The following is a 19,072-nucleotide window of genomic DNA, read 5'->3' as shown; positions in this document are numbered from 1 at the left end:
TAATGTAAACGAATAAACCGTGAGCTCGTAATTACAGCGCTACGATGTCTTCTGCCTGAGGGCCTTTGTCGCCCTGAGTTACAGTAAATTCAACTTTCTGACCTTCAGCCAGAGTTTTGAAGCCTGAACCTGAGATTGCGCTGAAATGAGCGAAAACGTCAGGACCAGATTCTTGCTCAATAAAGCCAAAACCTTTTGCTTCGTTGAACCATTTTACTGTACCAGTTGTAGTAGACATATTAATATCCTATTTATTTCAAGAGTAATTGAAGCCTTATAAAAAGGCCGATTTGCTAGAAGTGATGCTATTACTTATAAAAACAGGACGAGCTACTAAAGATATAACACTAAAGATAAAACATCGAAATGGTGTGCATAAATATAAGACGTACTTTCAAGCACCTTGAATTATATACAGCTTTTCGCAGTAGTCAACCAATATTCCCTATAACTTAAAGGTCGTTTTAGAAAAATTAAGCTATTAATAGTGAATGACCTGCTGATAGACGGAAGGGCATGCGAAGCATTCCCTTCCGTCTATCAATGCCAGAGGTTAGCGCAGGATAGCGATGCCTTTTAATAAGTTCAACGCTTCTTTCAAAGGATAATCACGCATATCTACACCTTTGCTATCTTTATCCTTGTCATTTTCCTTGGTTTTTTCTGATTTTTCGGTTTTCTTGCCATCGCCATTCGTTAAATGGCGAGATAAATCAGCTTCTTTAATAGGCTTAAATTTGCTAGCCCCTAAGGATTCCAGTTTAAGGCGCTCAAGCTCTATATCAGGCTCTATGCCAGTCGCTTGTATAGAACGACCCGACGGTGTGAAATAACGCGCGGTTGTGATTTTTACAGCCCCGCCATTACCAGTCGGCATAATCGTTTGTACCGAACCTTTACCAAACGATTTAGTACCCATAATGATAGCGCGTTTATGATCCTGTAATGCACCGGCAACAATTTCTGAAGCAGAAGCAGAGCCCGCATTAATCAACACAACAATAGGCGCTCCGTCTAATAAATCACCTGGCGTTGCATTAAAATCCATTTGAGAATCTTTAATACGGCCTTCGGTATAAACGATTTTTCCTGAGTCCAAAAAGGTATCACTGACCGACACGGCTCCGTCTAATACACCACCAGGGTTATTACGTAGATCTAGTACTAAACCCTCAAGCGGGCCACCATTTTCTTTTTTAAGCGTGTTCAAGGCTTCTTTAACAGCAGCACCGGTAGGTGATTGAAAGCTGCTAATACGCAAATAGCCAAAACCATCTTCTAAAATACGGCTACGTACACTTTTGACTTTAATAATATCTCTGACTAGAGTGACATTAAATGGCGCGTCCTTACCTTTACGTACAATGGTTAGCACAATTTCGCTTCCGACATCACCACGCATGATTCTAACGGCATTAGTCAGAGTCATACCTTTTACCGGCTGCTCATCCAGTTTGATAATTAAATCACCTGACTCAATACCGGCACGCTGTGCAGGAGTATCGTCTATAGGTGAGATGACCTTTACAAAGCCATCTTCCATCGTGACCTGTATGCCTAGCCCGCCAAATCGACCTGTGGTACCTACTTTTAACTCTTTGTACTCTTCAGTATTTAAATAGCTAGAGTGAGGATCGAGGCCAACCAGCATGCCGCGAATTGCACTTTCCAAGAGCTGTTTATCAGTCACAGGCTCAACATAATCCTGTTTAATACGGCCAAATATTTCAGTAAATGTGCGCAACTCCTCAAAGGGTAGAGTGACTACCTGACCGTCCTGTCCGGTACTTTTGTCTGCTAGAGCCGATCCAGCCGTAGAAATTAAAACACCTAGGCAACAACCTACAAATAAGATAAAAATATTTTTTTGTTTAAACACCTTGTACAAACTCCATTCCAGTCTTCTTGATAAATTCCATCTGCCCCCATGTTTCAGTCCGGTTACAGATTCTTGTTAAAATGTATTCTATATCAATATACAAATAAATAATCTAATTCAATTCAAAAAGCGCGAATTACAACACATAATATATTCGCCCCTTCTCCCCCTGATACAATCTAGATCAGTAAAAAATTAACGCCTTTTTTTACACCATTTTTTGGGGTTAAGCGGCTTATTTTTCTTGCGAATTTCAAAATACAACCCGGCCTTTTCTCGACCCCCGCTGTTACCCAGTGTAGCAATCATGTCTCCTGCATTTACCCAGTCACCAACCTCACCATACAGGCTTTGATTAAAGGCATACAGGCTCATATAGTTTTTATCATGCTTAATGATGACTAATAAGCCGTACCCTTTAAACCAGTCTGAGAAAATTATTTGCCCATGAGCAATGGCTGTTATTTTGCTTCCTTCTCTAGCCTTTATTAATACCCCGTTCCATTTGCCACCGGCACGGTGATTACCGAAACTTTTGATGATTTTTCCCCGCACTGGCCAGGATAGCTTGCCTTTTGATTTACTAAAAGACTGCGCAGTAATTTTAGTAGCGACTTCAGCTTGGGTGACTTGATCCAGTTTTGAAATTAGCTGCTTTAATTGTTTTTCGTTTTCTTTTAGCCTGGAAAGCTGCTTCCTATTATCTTTATAATCCTGTTTAATTTGCAACAGGATGTGCTTGCGCTCGGCTTTACTCAAAACCAATTGTTTTTGCAATAATTTATTTTCGGCTATTAATTTAGCGAGACCCTGCTTTTCCTGCAGCTTCTCTTGCTCTAAAGTTGTTAATAATTGCAGGCTAGCATTAATGTACTGTAATTGCTCTAGTCTTGCCTGATTAAAATATCGGTAATAAGTCATGATGCGACTACTACGATTGATATCCTGCTGATTGAGCAATAGTTTTAATTGTTCTTGCCGCCCTAGTGCATGCGCTGTTTTAACTTGTTCTGCCAGTTGAGTCTGTTGCGTGAGTAACCAGCCATTTTGCAACTGTATTTCTTGTTGTATTTCATCAATACGCTGCTGCTTCACGTTTACCTGCTCATCTAGGTTTTGCATCGTACGTGAGGTTTCACCATACTGTTGTTCAATACGCTTTAATTCAGCGTTTGCCTGGTTTTTTTGCTGGTTTAAGCTGGATATATTTTCAGCCAGGGCCTTGATTTTATTCTGAAGTTGACGCAGTTCTTGGTCTTTGCTGGCTGCAGCCATAGATATAGAAACACCATGGCTACAGAGTAAAAAAAATAGCAGAAGAAATCTCACTTAAATTTAAGACCCGACTAGTAAGGATGTGCCATCCATTTCCACAGGTTGCTGTATGCCTAAAATAGCCAGCATCGTTGGCGCTAAATCTTTTAAACTTCCGCCGTCAGTTAAAGCTTGCTGGCCGCCAACATAAAGCAGCGGAACTGGGTTAGTCGTATGCGAGGTTAAAGGGCCGCCCCCAGCATCACGCATTTGTTCTATATTACCGTGATCGGCAGTAAGCAGCATTTGCCCACCAACCTTTTCCAGTGCTTCAACAATCTGTGCCAAAGATGCATCAATGGCTTCTACCGCTTGCAGGGCAGCATCCCATTTACCGGTATGACCGACCATATCGCAGTTGGCATAATTACAAATAATAACGTCATATTTTTGTTCGGAAATCGCATTCACCAAATGCTCAGTTACTTTCGCCGCATGCATTTCTGGCTGCATATCATAAGTTTTGACTTTCGGAGAAGGCACTAGAATACGATCTTCGCCTATATTTGGCTCCTCAACACCACCGTTCATAAAGAAGGTCACGTGAGCATACTTCTCTGTTTCTGCTAAACGTAATTGCAATAAACCTTGCTGCGCCAATACTTCTCCCAGGCTATTTTTAATCTCCATAGAAGGATATGCTTTGGGGTAGGTGAATTTTTCATGATATTCAGTCAAGGTCACAAAGCAGCCTTGAAATCCGGGATGATTGCGTTCAAAACCTGAAAAATCAGTTTCCGTGATCGCCTGACTGATTTCACGCGTGCGATCAGCACGGAAGTTCATAAATACTACGGAATCATTATCATTCAGGCTTGTCGTCTCGCTCTGAGCATTTAATATAGCGGTCGCTGCGACAAACTCATCCGTTTCTTCGCGCAGATAGGCAGCTTTTAATCCAGCGATTGCTGAGTCAGCCGTGAACTCACCTTTACCCAGTACAATCAGTTGGTGCGCTTGTTGGACGCGTTCCCAACGGTTATCTCTGTCCATCGCATAAAATCGACCAACGATGGATGCAATATATCCAGCACCTAAATGATCAATTTTATCTTGTAGGGTTTGTAGCGCTGATTCAGCACTGCTTGGCGCTACATCACGGCCGTCCAGAATGGCGTGAATTGCTATTTTCTTTAAACCTTTATTAACCGCCAGTTCCAGCATTGCAAGTATATGGTCGATATGGCTGTGCACACCACCTGTGGAGAGCAAGCCAAGAATATGCAATGTACCATCATTGCTTAATGCCTGATCCACCGCCTCACATAAAGCCGGGTTGGTAAAAAAACTGCCGGATTTAATGGCATCACTGACCCTTGAGAAATCCTGCGGCACATAACGGCCAGTACCGATATGCATATGCCCGACCTCAGAATTGCCCATTTGCTTATCTGGCAAACCTACGATACGCCCGGAACAGTCTAGCTGGGTCATAGGGAATTTTGTTTGCAGGTTGTCCCAGCATGGCGTATTTGCTTGAGCGATTGCATTAAAGCTAGTTTCCGCTCTAACGCCAAAGCCATCAAGAATTAATAATACTAAAGGTTTAGGTTTGGTCATGGTTGATCTCGTAGATGCTAAAATATAAACAAGGTTTTGTTTTGATACGCGCTATTTTATAACAATATGAGACTTTTGTACGCGGTGCGCGTCTCAAAACACCAGGAAACTATAAAATTTGCTTAGGAACGAGAATTCAATAGTACCCGAGTCTGACTTGTTCCTGCCTACGCAGGAATGACGTTTCTTTTGACCCCACAGGCGTGTTAGAAAAACAGTTGCGTAGCCTGCTATGCGCCTGTTTTTCTAACACGCCTGTGATGCCAAAATCCTGCGTCATACTTTCGGGTATTATTAAACCCTCGCTCCTTATCAATGCGCCAGTGCTTGCATTTTTATGCTGCTAATTGCTATAAGGCACCTGGAAACAAATAATCATCCACCCTTGCTGGTCTTTTTGTCCGTCATCAGCACTGTAGCAATAGTTGCGTAGCCAGCTATGGGAGCGGCCGACAAGGCTGCAAATCTTGGAGGGTGAAAGTCCTTTCACCGTCAGTTGCCCGATAACGGACGGTTAGTATATCCCCTGTTCAGCGAGGTAACAGACTGAAATATGCGGGGAAGTAAAAGCCCTGACTGCCTGGAGTTGAGAAATTCTGCGGTAGGAGCAATTTGGGGGGCGAGCAAATCTGCGGGCTGGAACATTAGAGAATGACTGCAGCCTCGAAAACTACGCCACACAGAAGTTGCAGTGTGGGTTATTGCCAAGCGCCGACCAGTTCATAGCGCTGGGAAGGCCGTTGTCTTGTGGGAAGAAACGGGTAAATGCACCATGAGAGCAGCCGGGGTAGGGGTCCTTGCACGCAGAGAAAGGTTTGTAGAGATAACGTCGGGAAGATCCTACTTCCAGCAGGGGTTGACAGCAACCTGCAAAGACCTTATGTTCAAGGTTAATTCCGTAGGCATAAGGAGGATTTAGGATTGTCGCATGAGTTCGTATGAGCGATGAAGGCAGGGTAACTCCTGCTGACGGGGTGCTGGATGCCTCGGTGTGAAAGATAACGCCTTGAACATGCAAAGGGACTCTGGGCGCTTGATAGCCTCTTGAGTACTCGGACAATGTAAGGCCGAGGAACATATTAGAGGTAACCTTGGAAGTAAATCAAGGAGCAGAGGGGTGTATGTGAGTCAACACTTAAGCTTCATGCTCTTTGGGAAGGCGACTGAAGGTATTAATCAAGGTCAGAACCGGACTCGGGAAAACCGACCGTCCGGGATCGTAGGGGGGCTTGCGGAAACGTGATGTATGGTCAATAGCTATTTGCTACTAATCTGGAAACAGAGGATACCATGGATAAACTATTGGCCTAAGCCTGCGCGCGCCGTATTTCTACCCCGACCGCCTATTGCTACAGCACCAATGACAAACAAAAATCCTGCCCAAATATTGGACGATTATTTATTTCCAGGTGCCTAATTTCATACAAAAAAACCTCCTCAAGTTTTTTAATTAAATCTACTTAAGAAGATAATATGATAATAAATATGCTCTTGATTTGCTGAAAATACTTGTTTTTGATATATTTAAGCATTTTCTAATAAGCCGTTAATAGGCTAAACTAGGCATCAGTTTCTACAAACTTCAAATAAAAATCCAGCCTCAGCACTGTTGCATGCTTAATTAAAGCTGGACAAGTATGCGCAACGACTTGTTTGGATGTTATAATTTGCGCCTTGAAATTAAAATAGACCCATGGAAATCCAAGATAATCAACCCTTATACGCAGATGCCGATATAGAAAGGGCGGCGCGCTGTTTAAAAGCAATGTCTCATCCTTTGCGCTTAAAAATCCTTTGTGTACTGGGTACAGAAGCGATTAGCGTGCAAGATATCGTCGAAAAAGTGGGCACCAGTCAAAGTAATATCTCGCAACATCTCGCGATTTTACGCGAAAAAGATATTCTAAATTTTAAAAAAGATGCAAACCGTGTTTTTTACTATATTGACGATCCGCGCATGCTCAAACTAATCGAGATGATGCGTGAGATTTTTTGTAATCAATGCTAACTTTTAACCAATAAATATAACTAAAAATGGATCAATATATCGAATTTGCCTCCGCTCACTGGATGCTGGTGACTGCATTTCTAGCAGTTTCCTATTTTTTAATTCAGGATGTAGTCGAAGCGGGCATACGCAAATATAATACGATTTCGCCTATGCTTACCGTTACCAAATTAAATACCGGTCACCCGATTATCCTTGATGTGCGCGAAGCAGGTGAATATAACAAAGGTCATATCTCTGATGCGATTCATATACCTGTTGCTGATATAGAAGGGCAACTTAATAAAATTGACCTATACAAAAAAGATGAGCTTATCGTCGTTTGTCACACCGGTACTCGCTCTGCCCCTGCTTGTTCAACCTTGCAAAAGCTAGGCTTTGAGAATGTTTTCCTGATGACTGGTGGCATGCAGGCTTGGGAAGAAAATAAGCTTCCTATTGTTAAAAGCAAATAATAAATACCCATAACCCTAGAAAATCAGTTGCTCCCAGTTTCTAGCACAAGCCTTTGATTCCACCGCACTTGCAAAAAATGTCCGCTTAACCTTTGGGTGAAGCTAAAAATTTTTGAAAGCACTGTGAAACCCATATCTTGCACTATAAATTCGCGCTCAACTGATTTTTTAGGATAACACTTACATTTAAATTATAGACACAGATAGTCATGGCCGAAGAAAAACAGGTACAAGAAAAACAATTTTCCATCCAGAAGATCTACACAAAAGATATTTCCTTTGAATCACCCGGCTCGCCAAAGATCTTTACAGAAAAATGGGAGCCTTCAGTAGATTTTAACCTAGGAACACATGCGACACCTTTAGAAGATTCTATGTATGACGTTGCCATTACAGTCACTGTTACGGTAAAAACAAACGAAGAAACTGCTTATCTAGTAGAAGTAAAACAAGCGGGTATATTTTCTTTAGCCGGCTTTTCAGATGAAGAAATGGGCCCCATGTTAGGCAGTTTCTGCCCAAATATATTATTTCCTTATGCACGCGAAGTAGTCTCCGACCTAGTCGCAAAAGGGGGCTTTCCTCAGCTACTATTGGCGCCGGTTAATTTTGATGCCTTATATGCTCAACATGTTCAGCAAACGCAACAAAAATCAGCTAGCACTAGCACATTAAATTAAACTCTATAATGCCAGGCAAGATTAGTGTTTTGGGGGCAGGTTCCTGGGGAACAGCCCTCGCAATTCAGGCGGCAAGAAATGGTAATCAAACCCTGCTCTGGGGCCACCTGCCAGAACATATCGAAAATCTGGCTAAAGACCGACAAAACAAACGCTACCTTGCTGGCCTGCCTTTCCCCGATACTTTAGACGTTACGAATGATATAAGACAAGCAGCTCAATTCAGTGACATACTATTAATTTCGGTACCCAGTCACGTTTTTAAAGAAACCCTGCTTAAAATAAAACCTTTTGTCGGCAAGCAAGTAAAAATCGCCTGGGCAAGTAAAGGTTTTAACCCAGAAACGGGTGAATTACTGCATCAGATTGTTGCGCAAGTATTTTCAGCCGAAACTCCCGCTGCAGTTTTATCCGGCCCATCCTTTGCCAAAGAAGTTGCTGCCGACTTGCCAACAGCAGTGACCATCGGTGCTACCCAGCAAGACTTTGCAGATCAGCTCGCATATATTATGCACAGTCCACGTTTTAGAACCTACACAACCAACGATATCATTAGTGTGCAAGTCGGTGGTGCAGTTAAAAATGTGCTGGCGATAGCTGCAGGTATTGCTGATGGCATTGGTTTTGGCGCAAATACCCGGGCAGCTCTGGTTACCCGGGGTATTGCGGAAATGATGCGCCTGAATAACGCTTTAGGCGGTCAACAGGAAACTTTAATGGGACTGGCCGGTTTAGGTGATTTGATTCTGACCTGTACCGATAATCAATCACGCAACCGCCGCTTTGGCATGGCCTTAGGCCAGGGAAAAGATAAAGAGCAAGCAATACAGGAAATTGGTCAGGAAGTAGAAGGCATTTCTGCGGCAAAAGAAACTTATATGCTGGCTAAAAAATACGGCCTGGATATGCCCATTAGCGAACAAACCTACCGGGTGTTATATGAAGGGCTTGCACCGTTAAGTGCTGTACAGAATCTGCTACAACGCGACCAAAAATCGGAAACCGTTTAACCTAGAAACCGCAGTTGAGCAGGGATTTTGTGGAAAATCTGAGTGCGAAAGACAAGGCACAGCTAGCAGGCAATGGCCGTAACGCAGTATTTCGCACTCAGATTTATTCACAAAACCGTGAAGCGAAGTCTGTTCACCCTGCAGGTAATGGTGTCCGTTATTAATCAGAGGTAAGCCGTCAAAGCAGGGCGTAGCTTGCATTCAAAGAGCCGCTGAGAGCTTCGCTTAAGAAAATTGTTCTTTAAGAAGCGCCAAGCCTGTTTGGTGATTTTAGAGAGCTTTTTAAAAAATGCGCGATTATAGATACCCTCCCAGTTAATACAGTATGCTGTTTCTTTTTGTTCGTGGCGTTTCTGTTGCGTTTGGTGATCTTCTTCCAGGTCTAGTTCTTGCCCTTTTTGATGTAAAAATAATCGCATGAGTACGTGAGTTACTAACCCTAATAAGGCTTGCTGCTCAATGGCAATAGGTGATTTTGCCCACGCTTTAGAATTTGCCATATCCGTTTTGTAATTATCAAAATATTTTTCTTCATCCCAGCGTCGATGATAGAGAAAGGCAATCATTCCCGGTGATAATGTAAAATCATTAGTGAGGTACTCATATGTTTTGCCATCGGGCGAAATAAACTGTATTAACCGCCACTCTTGTTTTGAGCTATTTAGCTGGATCCTTTTATCCCAAAGTACACCCTCGTTAACGGGGTCAGAAATGACAATAATATCATCAAGAACCTGATATTTGAATACCGTCTTCATTCGGGTAATAACAGTGGCACTGTATTTTGTTTTACGCAAGTCCCAGTAGCGAGCGTCAATAAAAGCCCGGTCAATCACGTAAAGCGCATTTTTCTGGCAAGTCCAGTGTGGGGCTATCCAGCCTTCTTTGATAAAACGCATTTCGTCAATGGATGTCGTTTCAGTATTACTATCCACAGCAATACCAGCACGCATATCATAAGTTGTCATGGCCATATGGCCTTTTTTATTGTCTGAGCCACCCTCGCCAGGGTATACAGGCTGATAATGGCTAGACTCTTTCTGATAAGTGGCATCTATTGCATAAATAGGACGACTTCCTAGTTCATCTATATTAGCAAACCTATCCGGTAATTCATTTCTGGCAGTGGCGACTAAACCCTGTACGGCCTCTCTTAGAAGAACCAATGGGGTGTGCGGCCGAGCAAGGTCGATAATTCCAGCAGGTGAAAGTCCCGCTCTGGCAAGGTAGGTCAACCACCAGATAGTCAACATCGGGCAGGCGGAGGTAACTCCAAACGTCAAGCACGATGGGCGCAAGCCAGCAGGCCGTAAGCGCAAGTTGAAGTGATTTAGCCTCGAAATGGTTTTACGTAAGCAGGACGACAGAGTACCCTTTCTGGAAGTCCCTATTCTATGACGCGCATGACAAGTATCATAGGGCTGCTTCGGGGTTGTAAAGCATGGCATGTTGGACATTGGGAATAATCGGCAACTCGGGAGATCCTGAATCGTCTTTCAAGAAGAGAGTAGGTTGAACAAGTGATAATAAAACAAGAACAGCCGAAGCGGTTCAGGAAGTCGGATGGTGGCATAGTACCGATGAAAGTGTGTAATGCATCTGGAGGGAAGGCCATCACGACAACAACAGCGGAGCAGGGACACATGTATCATGCACAGTAATGTAGAAAGCGTGCCAACAAAACTGCAACGCATAGCCAAGAAAGCCAGCACAGACAAGGACTGTCAATTCACCAGCTTATATCACCTGATGAATAAAGAGTTACTGCTGGAATGTTTTACGGGGCTCAAAGGAAAAGCCGCGTCAGGCATAGATAATATCACCAAAGAGAAATACGCCATTAATCTGGAAGCAAACCTAGATAATCTAGTCGAGCGACTGCATAAAATGGCGTATAAGCCACAGCCTGTCTTAAGGATTTACATTCCCAAAGCAGGCAGTCAACGGAAACGACCACTGGGTATCCCGACGCTAGAAGATAAATTGGTACAGGCTGGCTTAGTCAAAATCCTGCAAGCAATCTATGAGCAAGATTTTCTTAACGATTCTTATGGATTCAGACCGCTACGAAGTTGTCATGATGCGCTACGCGCATTAAGCGAAACAGTAGAAAACCAGCCTGTTCATTATATAGTAGAAGCCGATATAAAAGGTTTCTTCGATAATGTAAACCAAGATCAATTGATACAATTTATCAGTCATCGTATAGCGGACAAACGGATCCTCAGACTCATCCAACGGTTTCTCAAAGCAGGGATACAAGAAGATGGACAACACAAAGCCAGTGAAACAGGCACACCGCAAGGTGGAGTTATTTCGCCACTGCTAGCCAACGCTCAACGAAGCACGTACTTGCCCTATTCAGGCGTATCTGATTTTTTAATATTCCAGGGCAACAAAGCCTCCACTTTATCAACCGTATCAGCATAAGGTAAAGCAGTGAGAACCTGCTTAAGATATGCATAAGGCTCCAGCCCATTTGCTTTAGCTGTTTCTATCAGGCTGTAATGTATTGCACTGGCACGAGCACCCGCAGGGGTATCAGAAAATAACCAGGCTTTGCGCCCTATCACAAACGGGCGAATCGCATTTTCTGCCAGGATGTTGCTAATATTGAGTTCACCATGGGTGCAATACACATTGAGTTTTTCCCACTGGTTACTCAGGTAAGTCATTGCCTTTCCTGTCAGGCTATCTTTAGGTACTTTATGCTGGTTTTCTTCCAGATAGGCTTTGAGCTGGTTCAATACAGGAATGCTCTTCTCCTGGCGCTGCTGATATTTTTCATCCACTGACAGGTCTTTAATTTCCCGCTCAATGACATACAGTTTATTGATCAGGCTCAGCGCTTTACCTGCTTTTGAGGGTTTGTTATTTTGTCCCTTTTTGCGTTTAGGCTGTGCATTCTGGGCATCTTTAAAATAACGACGCGCATGATCCCAGCACCCCAGCTGGGTGATGCTGTTTTTTTGGCACACGGCATTGTACCCCGCATAGCCATCGGTTTGCAGATAGCCACTAAAGCCGTCAAGCAGGCGCATGGGGACGTCTCCACTACGAGAGGGATCGTATTCAAACAGGATGCTTTTTTCACCCGGTGGCCCGCCAAGCGTCACCCACATATATTTATCTGAGGTCGCTGGCCGCCCCGGTTCTTTTAATACCTGAACCCGCGTTTCATCAGCGAGTATGACTGCCCCTGTGTGTTGATGCTCTCGCATCAGGTTAATCAGGGGCTGAAGTTGTTTAGCCAGTGCGATCATCCAGTTTGCTAATGTCGCTCTGGAGATGTCACCCCCATAACGAGACAAGATGCCTTCTTGCCGGTATAAAGGTAAGCCGTCAGCATACTTGGCGATAATAACAAAGCACATTAAACTGATGCTTCCCATTGCTCTGGCAATAGGGTGTCTGGGCATTTGTGCGGCTTTAACCTGGCGTTGTTTTTCGCCTTCAATCTGTTTGATAAAGACCGCTTTTTCCTGCATGTATTCAAGAACACGTACTTTAGCAGGAATAATATCCAGCTCTTCTTTCACTTTAGTAAAGAAAGTATCAATAGCACCTTCTTTTTCTTCATCGGTTAAATAAATAAAAATTTGCTCGCGAGGTAACTTATCTGAGAAGGGTTTGCGTCCCGGCTTTTTCTTGGTGCCAGTAGAACTTGTTTGTTTTTCGTCCTCAGGTGCTTCATCAGCCTCCAGGTCTAGCTCCTCATCGCTATCCGCTTCATTCTCTGCTTCATCAAACAAAGAGGATTGATGAGATTGTTCACTGGATGATCCAAAGCGTTTTATTTTAGATAAGCGTAGTACCTCTTCCAGAATAAGGATGCGTTTTTTCTGTTCGGAAATCACCCCAGACTTAACTTCAATCACACGCGTCAGTTCATCAATAGCCTGTTTTTTTTCAAGCAACAAAGCAACACTCTCCGACAGCAAAGAACCGGCTTTATCTTGTTGTTTTATATTTGAAATATCGGCTAAAATCATGGCTTTATTATAGCATTTATAGTGGCAATAATGAACACAAAAACAGCTAAAAAACAGACTCATATTGAAGTTTTTTATGACCTTTCATCGCGCTAATATCAAAGCCATCCAGCAGCCAGTTTAACGGCTGGCCTGTTAAGGTTAATGTCTCTTCCTCACCCTTAGGCCACTTAAATGTTTCTTCTACCAATGACTTGTAATAAAGGACAAAACCATTATCTTCCCAAAACAGGCATTTAATCTTATTCCGCCGTTTATTCGTAAAGGCATAGAGAGCCCCCTCAAAAGGATTATGCCCTAACTCACATTCAACAATCGCCGATAAGCCCCGATGTGACTTACGAAAATCAATGGGCTGCCGATACAGATACACTTCTGTCAAAGACAGAGAGGGACGCATAACAACCGTCATCGCAACAGCTCAAGCAGTGGTTGAATACACGGCATAGTATCCTGCGTAATACCTTCCAACCGAATACCATCATTAAATTGCAAAGATAATCCTGGGACTGGCGCAGATGAACGATCCCCGTCAACCCGAATACGTGTAAACCCTGTAGGGGAAGTAGTCGGCTTTACAGTCGATTTACGTTTCCAGTAGCCTAACTTTTGCGGACATAAATCATGCTGTCGACAATAAGCTACCTGTGATTGGCCTGATGCCTGCCAGTGCTCTATGTGAATAGGCCAGAAAGTCTTTGCCTGTATTTTTTCTAACGCTGCCATTTAAAATTCCCCGTGGTATTTAACAATGGGGATAGTTTGGCATTAATCTGAGTTGCCGTGAAGTACGCTGACTATTGAGCGCTTACTTATCATCTCGAAAATATCTGACTGGAGCTATTTGTTATCGGTTCTCCGATAATAAATAGTATTGGTCAGTTCTACTGAGCGTCGGGTTATCGGGCGCGCCTTGTGGCGCGCCCGATAACAAATAATTATATGATTTTAGTATATCACCCTGGTTAGCTGCATTCTAGGCAGAAAACTGGCATATTTCATCAGAATGCTAGCTGTAAATCGTCTCATATTGGATGATATACGGTTTCATTTTATCTTGATGAATGACTGCTCTTGGCTGTTTTGAGTCAGTCAAAAAGGAATTTATTTCTCCCACGTTAACTCTCCCTACCCATTATAAAGATAATGGTATGGCCTACTATTTTTTTAAAAAACAACACGCTTTCAGAGGGGCTTGGTATTATTCTCCGTTTTTTTTAAGCCATGCTAGCCACGACCGCTGTCCAGGTTTGTGCAATATTCTGATGATTATATCCACCACCGCCCATTGCTATAAGCCTGCCCTGACATAGCTGATTGGCAAGCATACAAAGCCTTTTGGCTGCATGGGCATGAGCCTTTTCAGTGTATTCCATATGCGTAATCGGGTCGCCTTTAATGCTATCGGCACCGCATTGTAAAAGGATAAAGTCAGCTCCGTGCTTTAATAGAAATTCTTCTACAGACTCCCAGGCTTGCATAAAAGCATCATCATCCGAGTGTGGTGGCATGGGAATATTGAGTTTTGTACCTATTGCACTACCTTCCCCTGTTTCCGAGGCAGAACCTGTACCAGGGTATAGAAAATGACCGTCTTCATGCAGATCAGCAAAGATAAGGTCAGGGTCATCTTCAAAGCTATATAACACGCCATCACCATGGTGAGCGTCTATATCAATATAGGCAATACGCTGAATATTATGTTTATGGCGTAAATATTCGATGGCGACACCACAATCATTAAATACGCAAAAGCCTGCTGCGATATTGCGGCGCGCATGGTGCAAACCTGCTATCGGGATAAAAGCGCGTTGATATTCATTGTTTACAATGCGATCCACAGCATCACAGACTGAGCCCACGACGCTCGATGCGGCTTCATACATACCGGTAAATGCGGGAGTATCACCCTGGTCCAGATAGCCGTTACCCAATATTGATTGTTGCTTTACCTGCTCAACATAAGGGAGATGGAAAGAAATAATCATCCAAACGAAGTAAGCTTGTGTCTCAATAATTTATAATAATGAATTCTGAATTTATTCTCACACTAGGCAGATAAGCTTGTTGATATTAACAGATAGCATTATAGGTTGGATTATAAATACAGCCCATCGTTTAAAAGGCTCGGTACGTCGTATATTCATGGCTGAAACGGCGGAGCTACTAGGCTCAGGTGGTGCAAGTATTGCTGAAGAAAAACTAGGATGGAATAGAGGCACTATCCGAAAAGGACAATATGAACTTGAAACTCAGCCCATAGAAGATAATTTTTCAGCGAGAGGGCGTAATAAAAGTGAAGAGCATTTTCCTCATCTACTTGATGACATAAAAAAAATTGCTGAACCGGAGTGTCAAACGGATCCCTCTTTTAATTCCTGTCGATTATATACCCGGCTAACGGCTAAAGAAGTTAGAAAACGTTTACTGGAGATTGATTATTATGATGAAAAAACATTACCTTGCTCAAAAACTATCAATACAAAATTAAATGACCTGAGTTACCATCCAAAAAAGGTACAAAAAACAAAGCCTCATAAGAAAATCAAGGAAACGGATGCAATTTTTGAACAAGTTCATTCAGTCAATGGAATGGCAGATATCAACCCAAAAGAGATTCGTATATCAATTGATGCCAAAGCAAGAATGAATATAGGAAATTTTTCACGGGGAGGACGAAATCGGGTTTTAACAAAAGCAGAGGATCATGATTTAGATGTTAAGGAAAAGTTAACTCCTTTTGGTTTTTATCTGCCTGAACATGATGATTTTTTCCTTTTCTTTACAGCAGGCTATGCCAGCAGTGATTTCATCGTTGACCGATTGGAAGAAATTTGGCCAGAAATTCAAGAAAAATATGGAGTAGATATTCTGACAATTAACGCTGACAATGGTATGGAGAACAGTAGCTCCAGAACTCAGTTTATAAAAAGGCTTGTGGAGTTTGCTGAAAAAAGCAACATAAAGATAAAACTGGCCTACTACCCTCCTTATCATAGTAAATATAACCCAATTGAACGAGTATGGGGAGCCTATGAAAATCATATTAGTGGCGACATAATGGATACAGTTGAAACGGGTGGAGCCTTTACTTGATGTTTCTTATAGATATATGCTATAACTCACTGATAATAAATCAGGAGAGTTGTTTAATTCATGGCACACTTAATTTCACGAACTGGAAACGAACTTACAATACAAGTTAAAGTTGGCTCTATGTGATTTGTAGTGGGTAATGCGATAATAGTCGCATGAATAGTGAATTTTTATTTAGTCAGGCTTTAGGCCTACAATCGCCTTGGAAAGTTGAAGAAATCACCTTTTCAAATGACAACAGTTCAGAGCAAAACGAGCTTCATTTGCAGATAAGTTTTGAATCGGGTGCACGTTTTACCGATGAATCGGACACTCTCTGTCCCGTGTATGATACTGTCGATCGACAATGGCAGCACTTGAACTTCTTTGAGCATACTTGCTATCTACACTGCGCTGTTCCCAGGATAACAACAGTCGAAGGAAAAGTTCGTACTGTAGAAGTCCCGTGAGCTCGCCCAGAGAGTGGTTTTACTCTATTATTTGAAGCCATGGCATTGGCGCTGATTGAAAGAGAAATGCCCGTCAATCGAGTCGCAGAAATGTTAAAGGTGAATCCTCAGCGGATCTGGACTGTCTTTAATCATTGGATCGGCAAAGCAAAAATAGCCGATGACGTTTCATCAATAACTCAGCTTGGGATTGATGAAACATCATCAAAAAAAGGCCATAAATATGTCACTTTAGCGGTTGATTTAGAAGAGTCTCGGGTGGTTTTTGTGACTGAGGGTAAAGGCAAAGCGACGTTGCATAATCTTCAGCAACACCTTAAGGATAAAGGGGTAGAGAAAGAACAAATTGAACAAATAAGTATGGATTTATCCCCCTCCTTTATTGCTGGAGCCGCAGAAGCCTTTCCCGAAGCTGAGATAACCTTCGATAGATTTCATGTCGTCAAATTATTAAATGAAGCAATGAATCAAGTACGGATTGATGAGCGAAAAGAGCATGCTGCACTCAAAGGACATAAATACACATTTTTAAGGAACCGAGAGAATCTAACCAACAAGCAAGAGGCTTCATTAGCTGAAATGATTGAACTTTACCCTAAGTTAGGGCAGGCATACCGTCTTAAAGAGCTTTTTAATGACTTGTGGTCAATGCCTGGCAAATCATCGGCTGAAGCCTTTTTAAAGCAGTGGTGCGCGGAAGTGGAAAGTTCAAAAATACCCGCATTTATGAAGTTTGTTAAGACCGTTCGGAGCCACTGGTCTGGTATTATTCATTTCGTTGAAACGAGGATTACAAATGGAATTCTTGAAGGAATTAATAGTAAGGTTCAACTGGCCAAACGACGAGCGAGAGGCTATCGCAATATTGATGATTTTATCAATATGATTTACTTTCTTTGTGGCAAGTTAAAATTCGATTACCCACTGTATTTCACATAGAGCCTTAAAGTTAATATAGATGGTTCTCTTTTGGAAGCAGAAGATACCATTCAAAATGCCTGCAACGAAGTAGGATTGCTAGCGACCGAAAAAGCATTGAAAAACTTTGATACAGATGGGAGGGCACTCCAGACTGGAAGTATAAAATGGACAGCCAAGGAAGCCAGTGAAAAAAAGTATCAAACGCCTTATGGTGTAGTAGAGATTAAGCGTTATACCTACCAAACCTCAAAAGGCGGTAAAGTATGGTGTCCACTGGAAGAGCAAGCGCGTATCATCCGAGGGGGAACTCCTCGGTTAGCCAAACAGGTTTCACATAAATATGTTCATATGAACGCACAAGCAGTTCGCCACGATTTTCAAGCCAACCATAATCGCAAACTCGCCAAATCCTACATCCAGAATATGGCGGACTGGGTGGGAGGAATTGCCCAGACAAAAGAAGAAGACTGGACATATACTTTGCCTGAATTAGATGAGGCTGTCTCGACCATTGTCTTCAGTATGGATGGTGCTTATATTCTGATGCAAGAAGACGGGTGGCGTGAGGCGATGGTGGGAGCAGTGTCTTTCTATGATACTGAAGGCAGTCGGCTTCATTCACTTTATCTGGGAGCGCCGCCAGAATATGGTAAGGACATCTTCAAGCAACGGTACGAGAAAGAAATCCGGCACATCAAAGCCCTTTACCCAGATGCTCTTTATCTAGGCATAGCTGATGGAGCTAAAGATAACTGGTCATTTTTGACACCCCACACGAGTCGTCAATTACTCGATTTCTATCATGTGACAGAATATCTCGGCAAAGTGGCTTATGCCGCCTTCCCTCAAAAAACAGGAAAGCCAAAAAGAAAAGAGTGGCTATCGGATCGATGTCAACAACTAAAACATGATTCTGAAGCCGCTAAAAAGTTAATTAAGGAAATGGAAACACTAACACGAAAAAAAGGATTAACTAAATCAGTTAAAGAAGATCTAGCTCAGGCGTTGACCTATTTTAACAATCATCAGCACCAAATGAATTATGCAGAACATATCGCCGCTCATTTGCCGATTGGATCGGGTGTGACGGAAGCAGCCTGTAAAACGTTAGTTAAGCAACGCTTATGTTGTTCGGGTATGCGTTGGAAAAACCAGGGGGCAGGGATTATTTTAAGTCTTAGAAGTCTTGTTCAATCCGGCGATCGGTGGGAACAATTCTGGAATAAAATTAATCAATATGGCGCGCAATGCTACTCTTAAAACATCATATTAAGGCTTCACCCGTTGAAACAACTTTAAAATTTGCCAAAAGTATGACCTACAATGGCAAAGCACCTATTGTTAAATTAACAGAAAAAATATATGAAACAGGAGTAAAGGTAGGTAAAAAAGCAATGAAGACGTATTATCAGTTTGTTGACCGAATGCCATCGTTGGAGAAATGGTTTTTGACCATTTCTCCTGGTTGTTCTGGATGATTATTTCTTTCCATCTCCCTAAGCATGCGTGTGGAACAATTCCAGCACCTGCTGATTTGTCGTTTGGGGAGGCATTATATCGACTTTTTCTTGCAAGCCTTGTTGATAGAATTCTCGCTCAAATACATGATGCCGTTGCGGGCCAAAAGGGTGATCATCACCAAAGCCATAGCGAGCTAGATCATCGCCCAGGTAGACACAACATGGATGCTGGTTCATTTGAGCGATGA

At 42.6% G+C, this 19,072-nt stretch carries 18 protein-coding genes and 1 pseudogene; 9 read left to right on the top strand and 10 right to left on the bottom strand.

Going from position 1 to position 19,072, the window contains the following annotated elements; genetic code table 11:
• Nucleotides 1-31: 31 nt before the first annotated feature.
• The 4 genes from ACQY3F_RS21135 to gpmI form a co-directional block, all read right to left on the bottom strand.
• Nucleotides 32-238, bottom strand: coding sequence for a cold-shock protein (locus ACQY3F_RS21135; protein WP_221895533.1), 207 nt, complete (start codon nucleotides 236-238; stop codon nucleotides 32-34).
• Nucleotides 239-553: 315 nt separating this feature from the next.
• On the bottom strand, nucleotides 554-1,879 hold the full coding sequence (locus tag ACQY3F_RS21130) for a S41 family peptidase (RefSeq protein WP_428357072.1): 1,326 nt from the start codon (nucleotides 1,877-1,879) through the stop codon (nucleotides 554-556).
• Between the two features lie 195 nt (nucleotides 1,880-2,074).
• A complete protein-coding gene (locus ACQY3F_RS21125) occupies nucleotides 2,075-3,154 on the bottom strand; it encodes a murein hydrolase activator EnvC family protein (protein ID WP_428357070.1) in 1,080 nt (359 codons plus the stop codon).
• Between the two features lie 60 nt (nucleotides 3,155-3,214).
• On the bottom strand, nucleotides 3,215-4,753 hold the full coding sequence (gene gpmI / locus ACQY3F_RS21120) for a 2,3-bisphosphoglycerate-independent phosphoglycerate mutase (RefSeq protein ID WP_428357069.1): 1,539 nt from the start codon (nucleotides 4,751-4,753) through the stop codon (nucleotides 3,215-3,217).
• Nucleotides 4,754-6,446: 1,693 nt separating this feature from the next.
• On the opposite strand from gpmI, the gene ACQY3F_RS21115 reads away from it, so the two are divergent.
• The 4 genes from ACQY3F_RS21115 to ACQY3F_RS21100 all read left to right on the top strand — a co-directional run bounded on the left by ACQY3F_RS21115 (nucleotide 6,447) and on the right by ACQY3F_RS21100 (nucleotide 8,906).
• Nucleotides 6,447-6,761 (top strand): ArsR/SmtB family transcription factor, encoded by a 315-nt coding sequence (locus ACQY3F_RS21115; RefSeq protein ID WP_428357067.1) that lies wholly within the window; start codon nucleotides 6,447-6,449, stop codon nucleotides 6,759-6,761.
• Nucleotides 6,762-6,787: 26 nt separating this feature from the next.
• On the top strand, nucleotides 6,788-7,216 hold the full coding sequence (locus ACQY3F_RS21110) for a rhodanese-like domain-containing protein (RefSeq protein ID WP_428357066.1): 429 nt from the start codon (nucleotides 6,788-6,790) through the stop codon (nucleotides 7,214-7,216).
• 209 nt (nucleotides 7,217-7,425) lie between these two features.
• Nucleotides 7,426-7,896: a protein-export chaperone SecB gene (gene secB / locus ACQY3F_RS21105; protein ID WP_428357065.1), complete on the top strand. Its 471-nt coding sequence runs from the start codon at nucleotides 7,426-7,428 to the stop codon at nucleotides 7,894-7,896.
• Nucleotides 7,897-7,904: 8 nt separating this feature from the next.
• Entirely contained in the window at nucleotides 7,905-8,906 is a 1,002-nt protein-coding gene (locus ACQY3F_RS21100) for an NAD(P)H-dependent glycerol-3-phosphate dehydrogenase (RefSeq protein ID WP_428357063.1), read from the top strand.
• A gap of 164 nt (nucleotides 8,907-9,070) precedes the next feature.
• Here ACQY3F_RS21100 and ACQY3F_RS21095 read toward each other — a convergent pair whose 3' ends face one another.
• The gene (locus tag ACQY3F_RS21095; RefSeq protein WP_428357061.1) at nucleotides 9,071-10,204 is read right to left on the bottom strand and encodes a transposase; all 1,134 of its coding nucleotides are present in this window, start codon (nucleotides 10,202-10,204) and stop codon (nucleotides 9,071-9,073) included.
• A gap of 352 nt (nucleotides 10,205-10,556) precedes the next feature.
• Between ACQY3F_RS21095 and ACQY3F_RS21090 the strand changes: the two genes are divergently transcribed.
• The gene (locus ACQY3F_RS21090; RefSeq protein WP_428357059.1) at nucleotides 10,557-11,336 is read left to right on the top strand and encodes a reverse transcriptase domain-containing protein; all 780 of its coding nucleotides are present in this window, start codon (nucleotides 10,557-10,559) and stop codon (nucleotides 11,334-11,336) included.
• Here the strand turns inward: ACQY3F_RS21090 and tnpC are convergent.
• The 4 genes from tnpC to ACQY3F_RS21070 all read right to left on the bottom strand — a co-directional run bounded on the left by tnpC (nucleotide 11,264) and on the right by ACQY3F_RS21070 (nucleotide 14,886).
• Nucleotides 11,264-12,898: an IS66 family transposase gene (tnpC, locus tag ACQY3F_RS21085; protein ID WP_428352934.1), complete on the bottom strand. Its 1,635-nt coding sequence runs from the start codon at nucleotides 12,896-12,898 to the stop codon at nucleotides 11,264-11,266. The genes ACQY3F_RS21090 and tnpC overlap by 73 nt on opposite strands.
• Before the next feature lie 46 nt (nucleotides 12,899-12,944).
• Complete coding sequence (gene tnpB, locus ACQY3F_RS21080; protein WP_428353150.1) at nucleotides 12,945-13,310, bottom strand: IS66 family insertion sequence element accessory protein TnpB; 366 nt, start codon at nucleotides 13,308-13,310, stop codon at nucleotides 12,945-12,947.
• Nucleotides 13,307-13,624, bottom strand: coding sequence for an IS66 family insertion sequence element accessory protein TnpA (gene tnpA / locus ACQY3F_RS21075; protein WP_428352923.1), 318 nt, complete (start codon nucleotides 13,622-13,624; stop codon nucleotides 13,307-13,309). Before tnpA ends, tnpB begins: the two co-directional genes overlap by 4 nt.
• A gap of 491 nt (nucleotides 13,625-14,115) precedes the next feature.
• A complete protein-coding gene (locus ACQY3F_RS21070; RefSeq protein WP_428357058.1) occupies nucleotides 14,116-14,886 on the bottom strand; it encodes a hypothetical protein in 771 nt (256 codons plus the stop codon).
• A gap of 79 nt (nucleotides 14,887-14,965) precedes the next feature.
• On the opposite strand from ACQY3F_RS21070, the gene ACQY3F_RS21065 reads away from it, so the two are divergent.
• From ACQY3F_RS21065 to ACQY3F_RS21050, 4 genes and pseudogenes are all read left to right on the top strand, one after another.
• The gene (locus ACQY3F_RS21065; protein WP_428357056.1) at nucleotides 14,966-15,994 is read left to right on the top strand and encodes an ISAzo13 family transposase; all 1,029 of its coding nucleotides are present in this window, start codon (nucleotides 14,966-14,968) and stop codon (nucleotides 15,992-15,994) included.
• A gap of 155 nt (nucleotides 15,995-16,149) precedes the next feature.
• Nucleotides 16,150-17,382 (top strand): annotated as a pseudogene (locus ACQY3F_RS21060) (ISL3 family transposase).
• A 15-nt stretch (nucleotides 17,383-17,397) separates the two neighbouring features.
• Complete coding sequence (locus ACQY3F_RS21055; RefSeq protein WP_428357769.1) at nucleotides 17,398-18,624, top strand: ISKra4 family transposase; 1,227 nt, start codon at nucleotides 17,398-17,400, stop codon at nucleotides 18,622-18,624.
• Nucleotides 18,612-18,842 (top strand): hypothetical protein, encoded by a 231-nt coding sequence (locus ACQY3F_RS21050; RefSeq protein ID WP_428357055.1) that lies wholly within the window; start codon nucleotides 18,612-18,614, stop codon nucleotides 18,840-18,842. The genes ACQY3F_RS21055 and ACQY3F_RS21050 overlap by 13 nt, the downstream gene beginning before the upstream one ends.
• An 18-nt stretch (nucleotides 18,843-18,860) precedes the next feature.
• Here the strand turns inward: ACQY3F_RS21050 and ACQY3F_RS21045 are convergent, their stop codons facing one another.
• Nucleotides 18,861-19,061: a hypothetical protein gene (locus ACQY3F_RS21045; protein ID WP_428357053.1), complete on the bottom strand. Its 201-nt coding sequence runs from the start codon at nucleotides 19,059-19,061 to the stop codon at nucleotides 18,861-18,863.
• Between the last annotated feature and the right edge of the window lie 11 nt (nucleotides 19,062-19,072).

Source organism: Methyloprofundus sp. (assembly GCF_965251085.1).
Classification (GTDB): Bacteria; Pseudomonadota; Gammaproteobacteria; order Methylococcales; family Methylomonadaceae; genus Methyloprofundus.
This window is presented reverse-complemented; position numbering and strand designations above follow the sequence as displayed.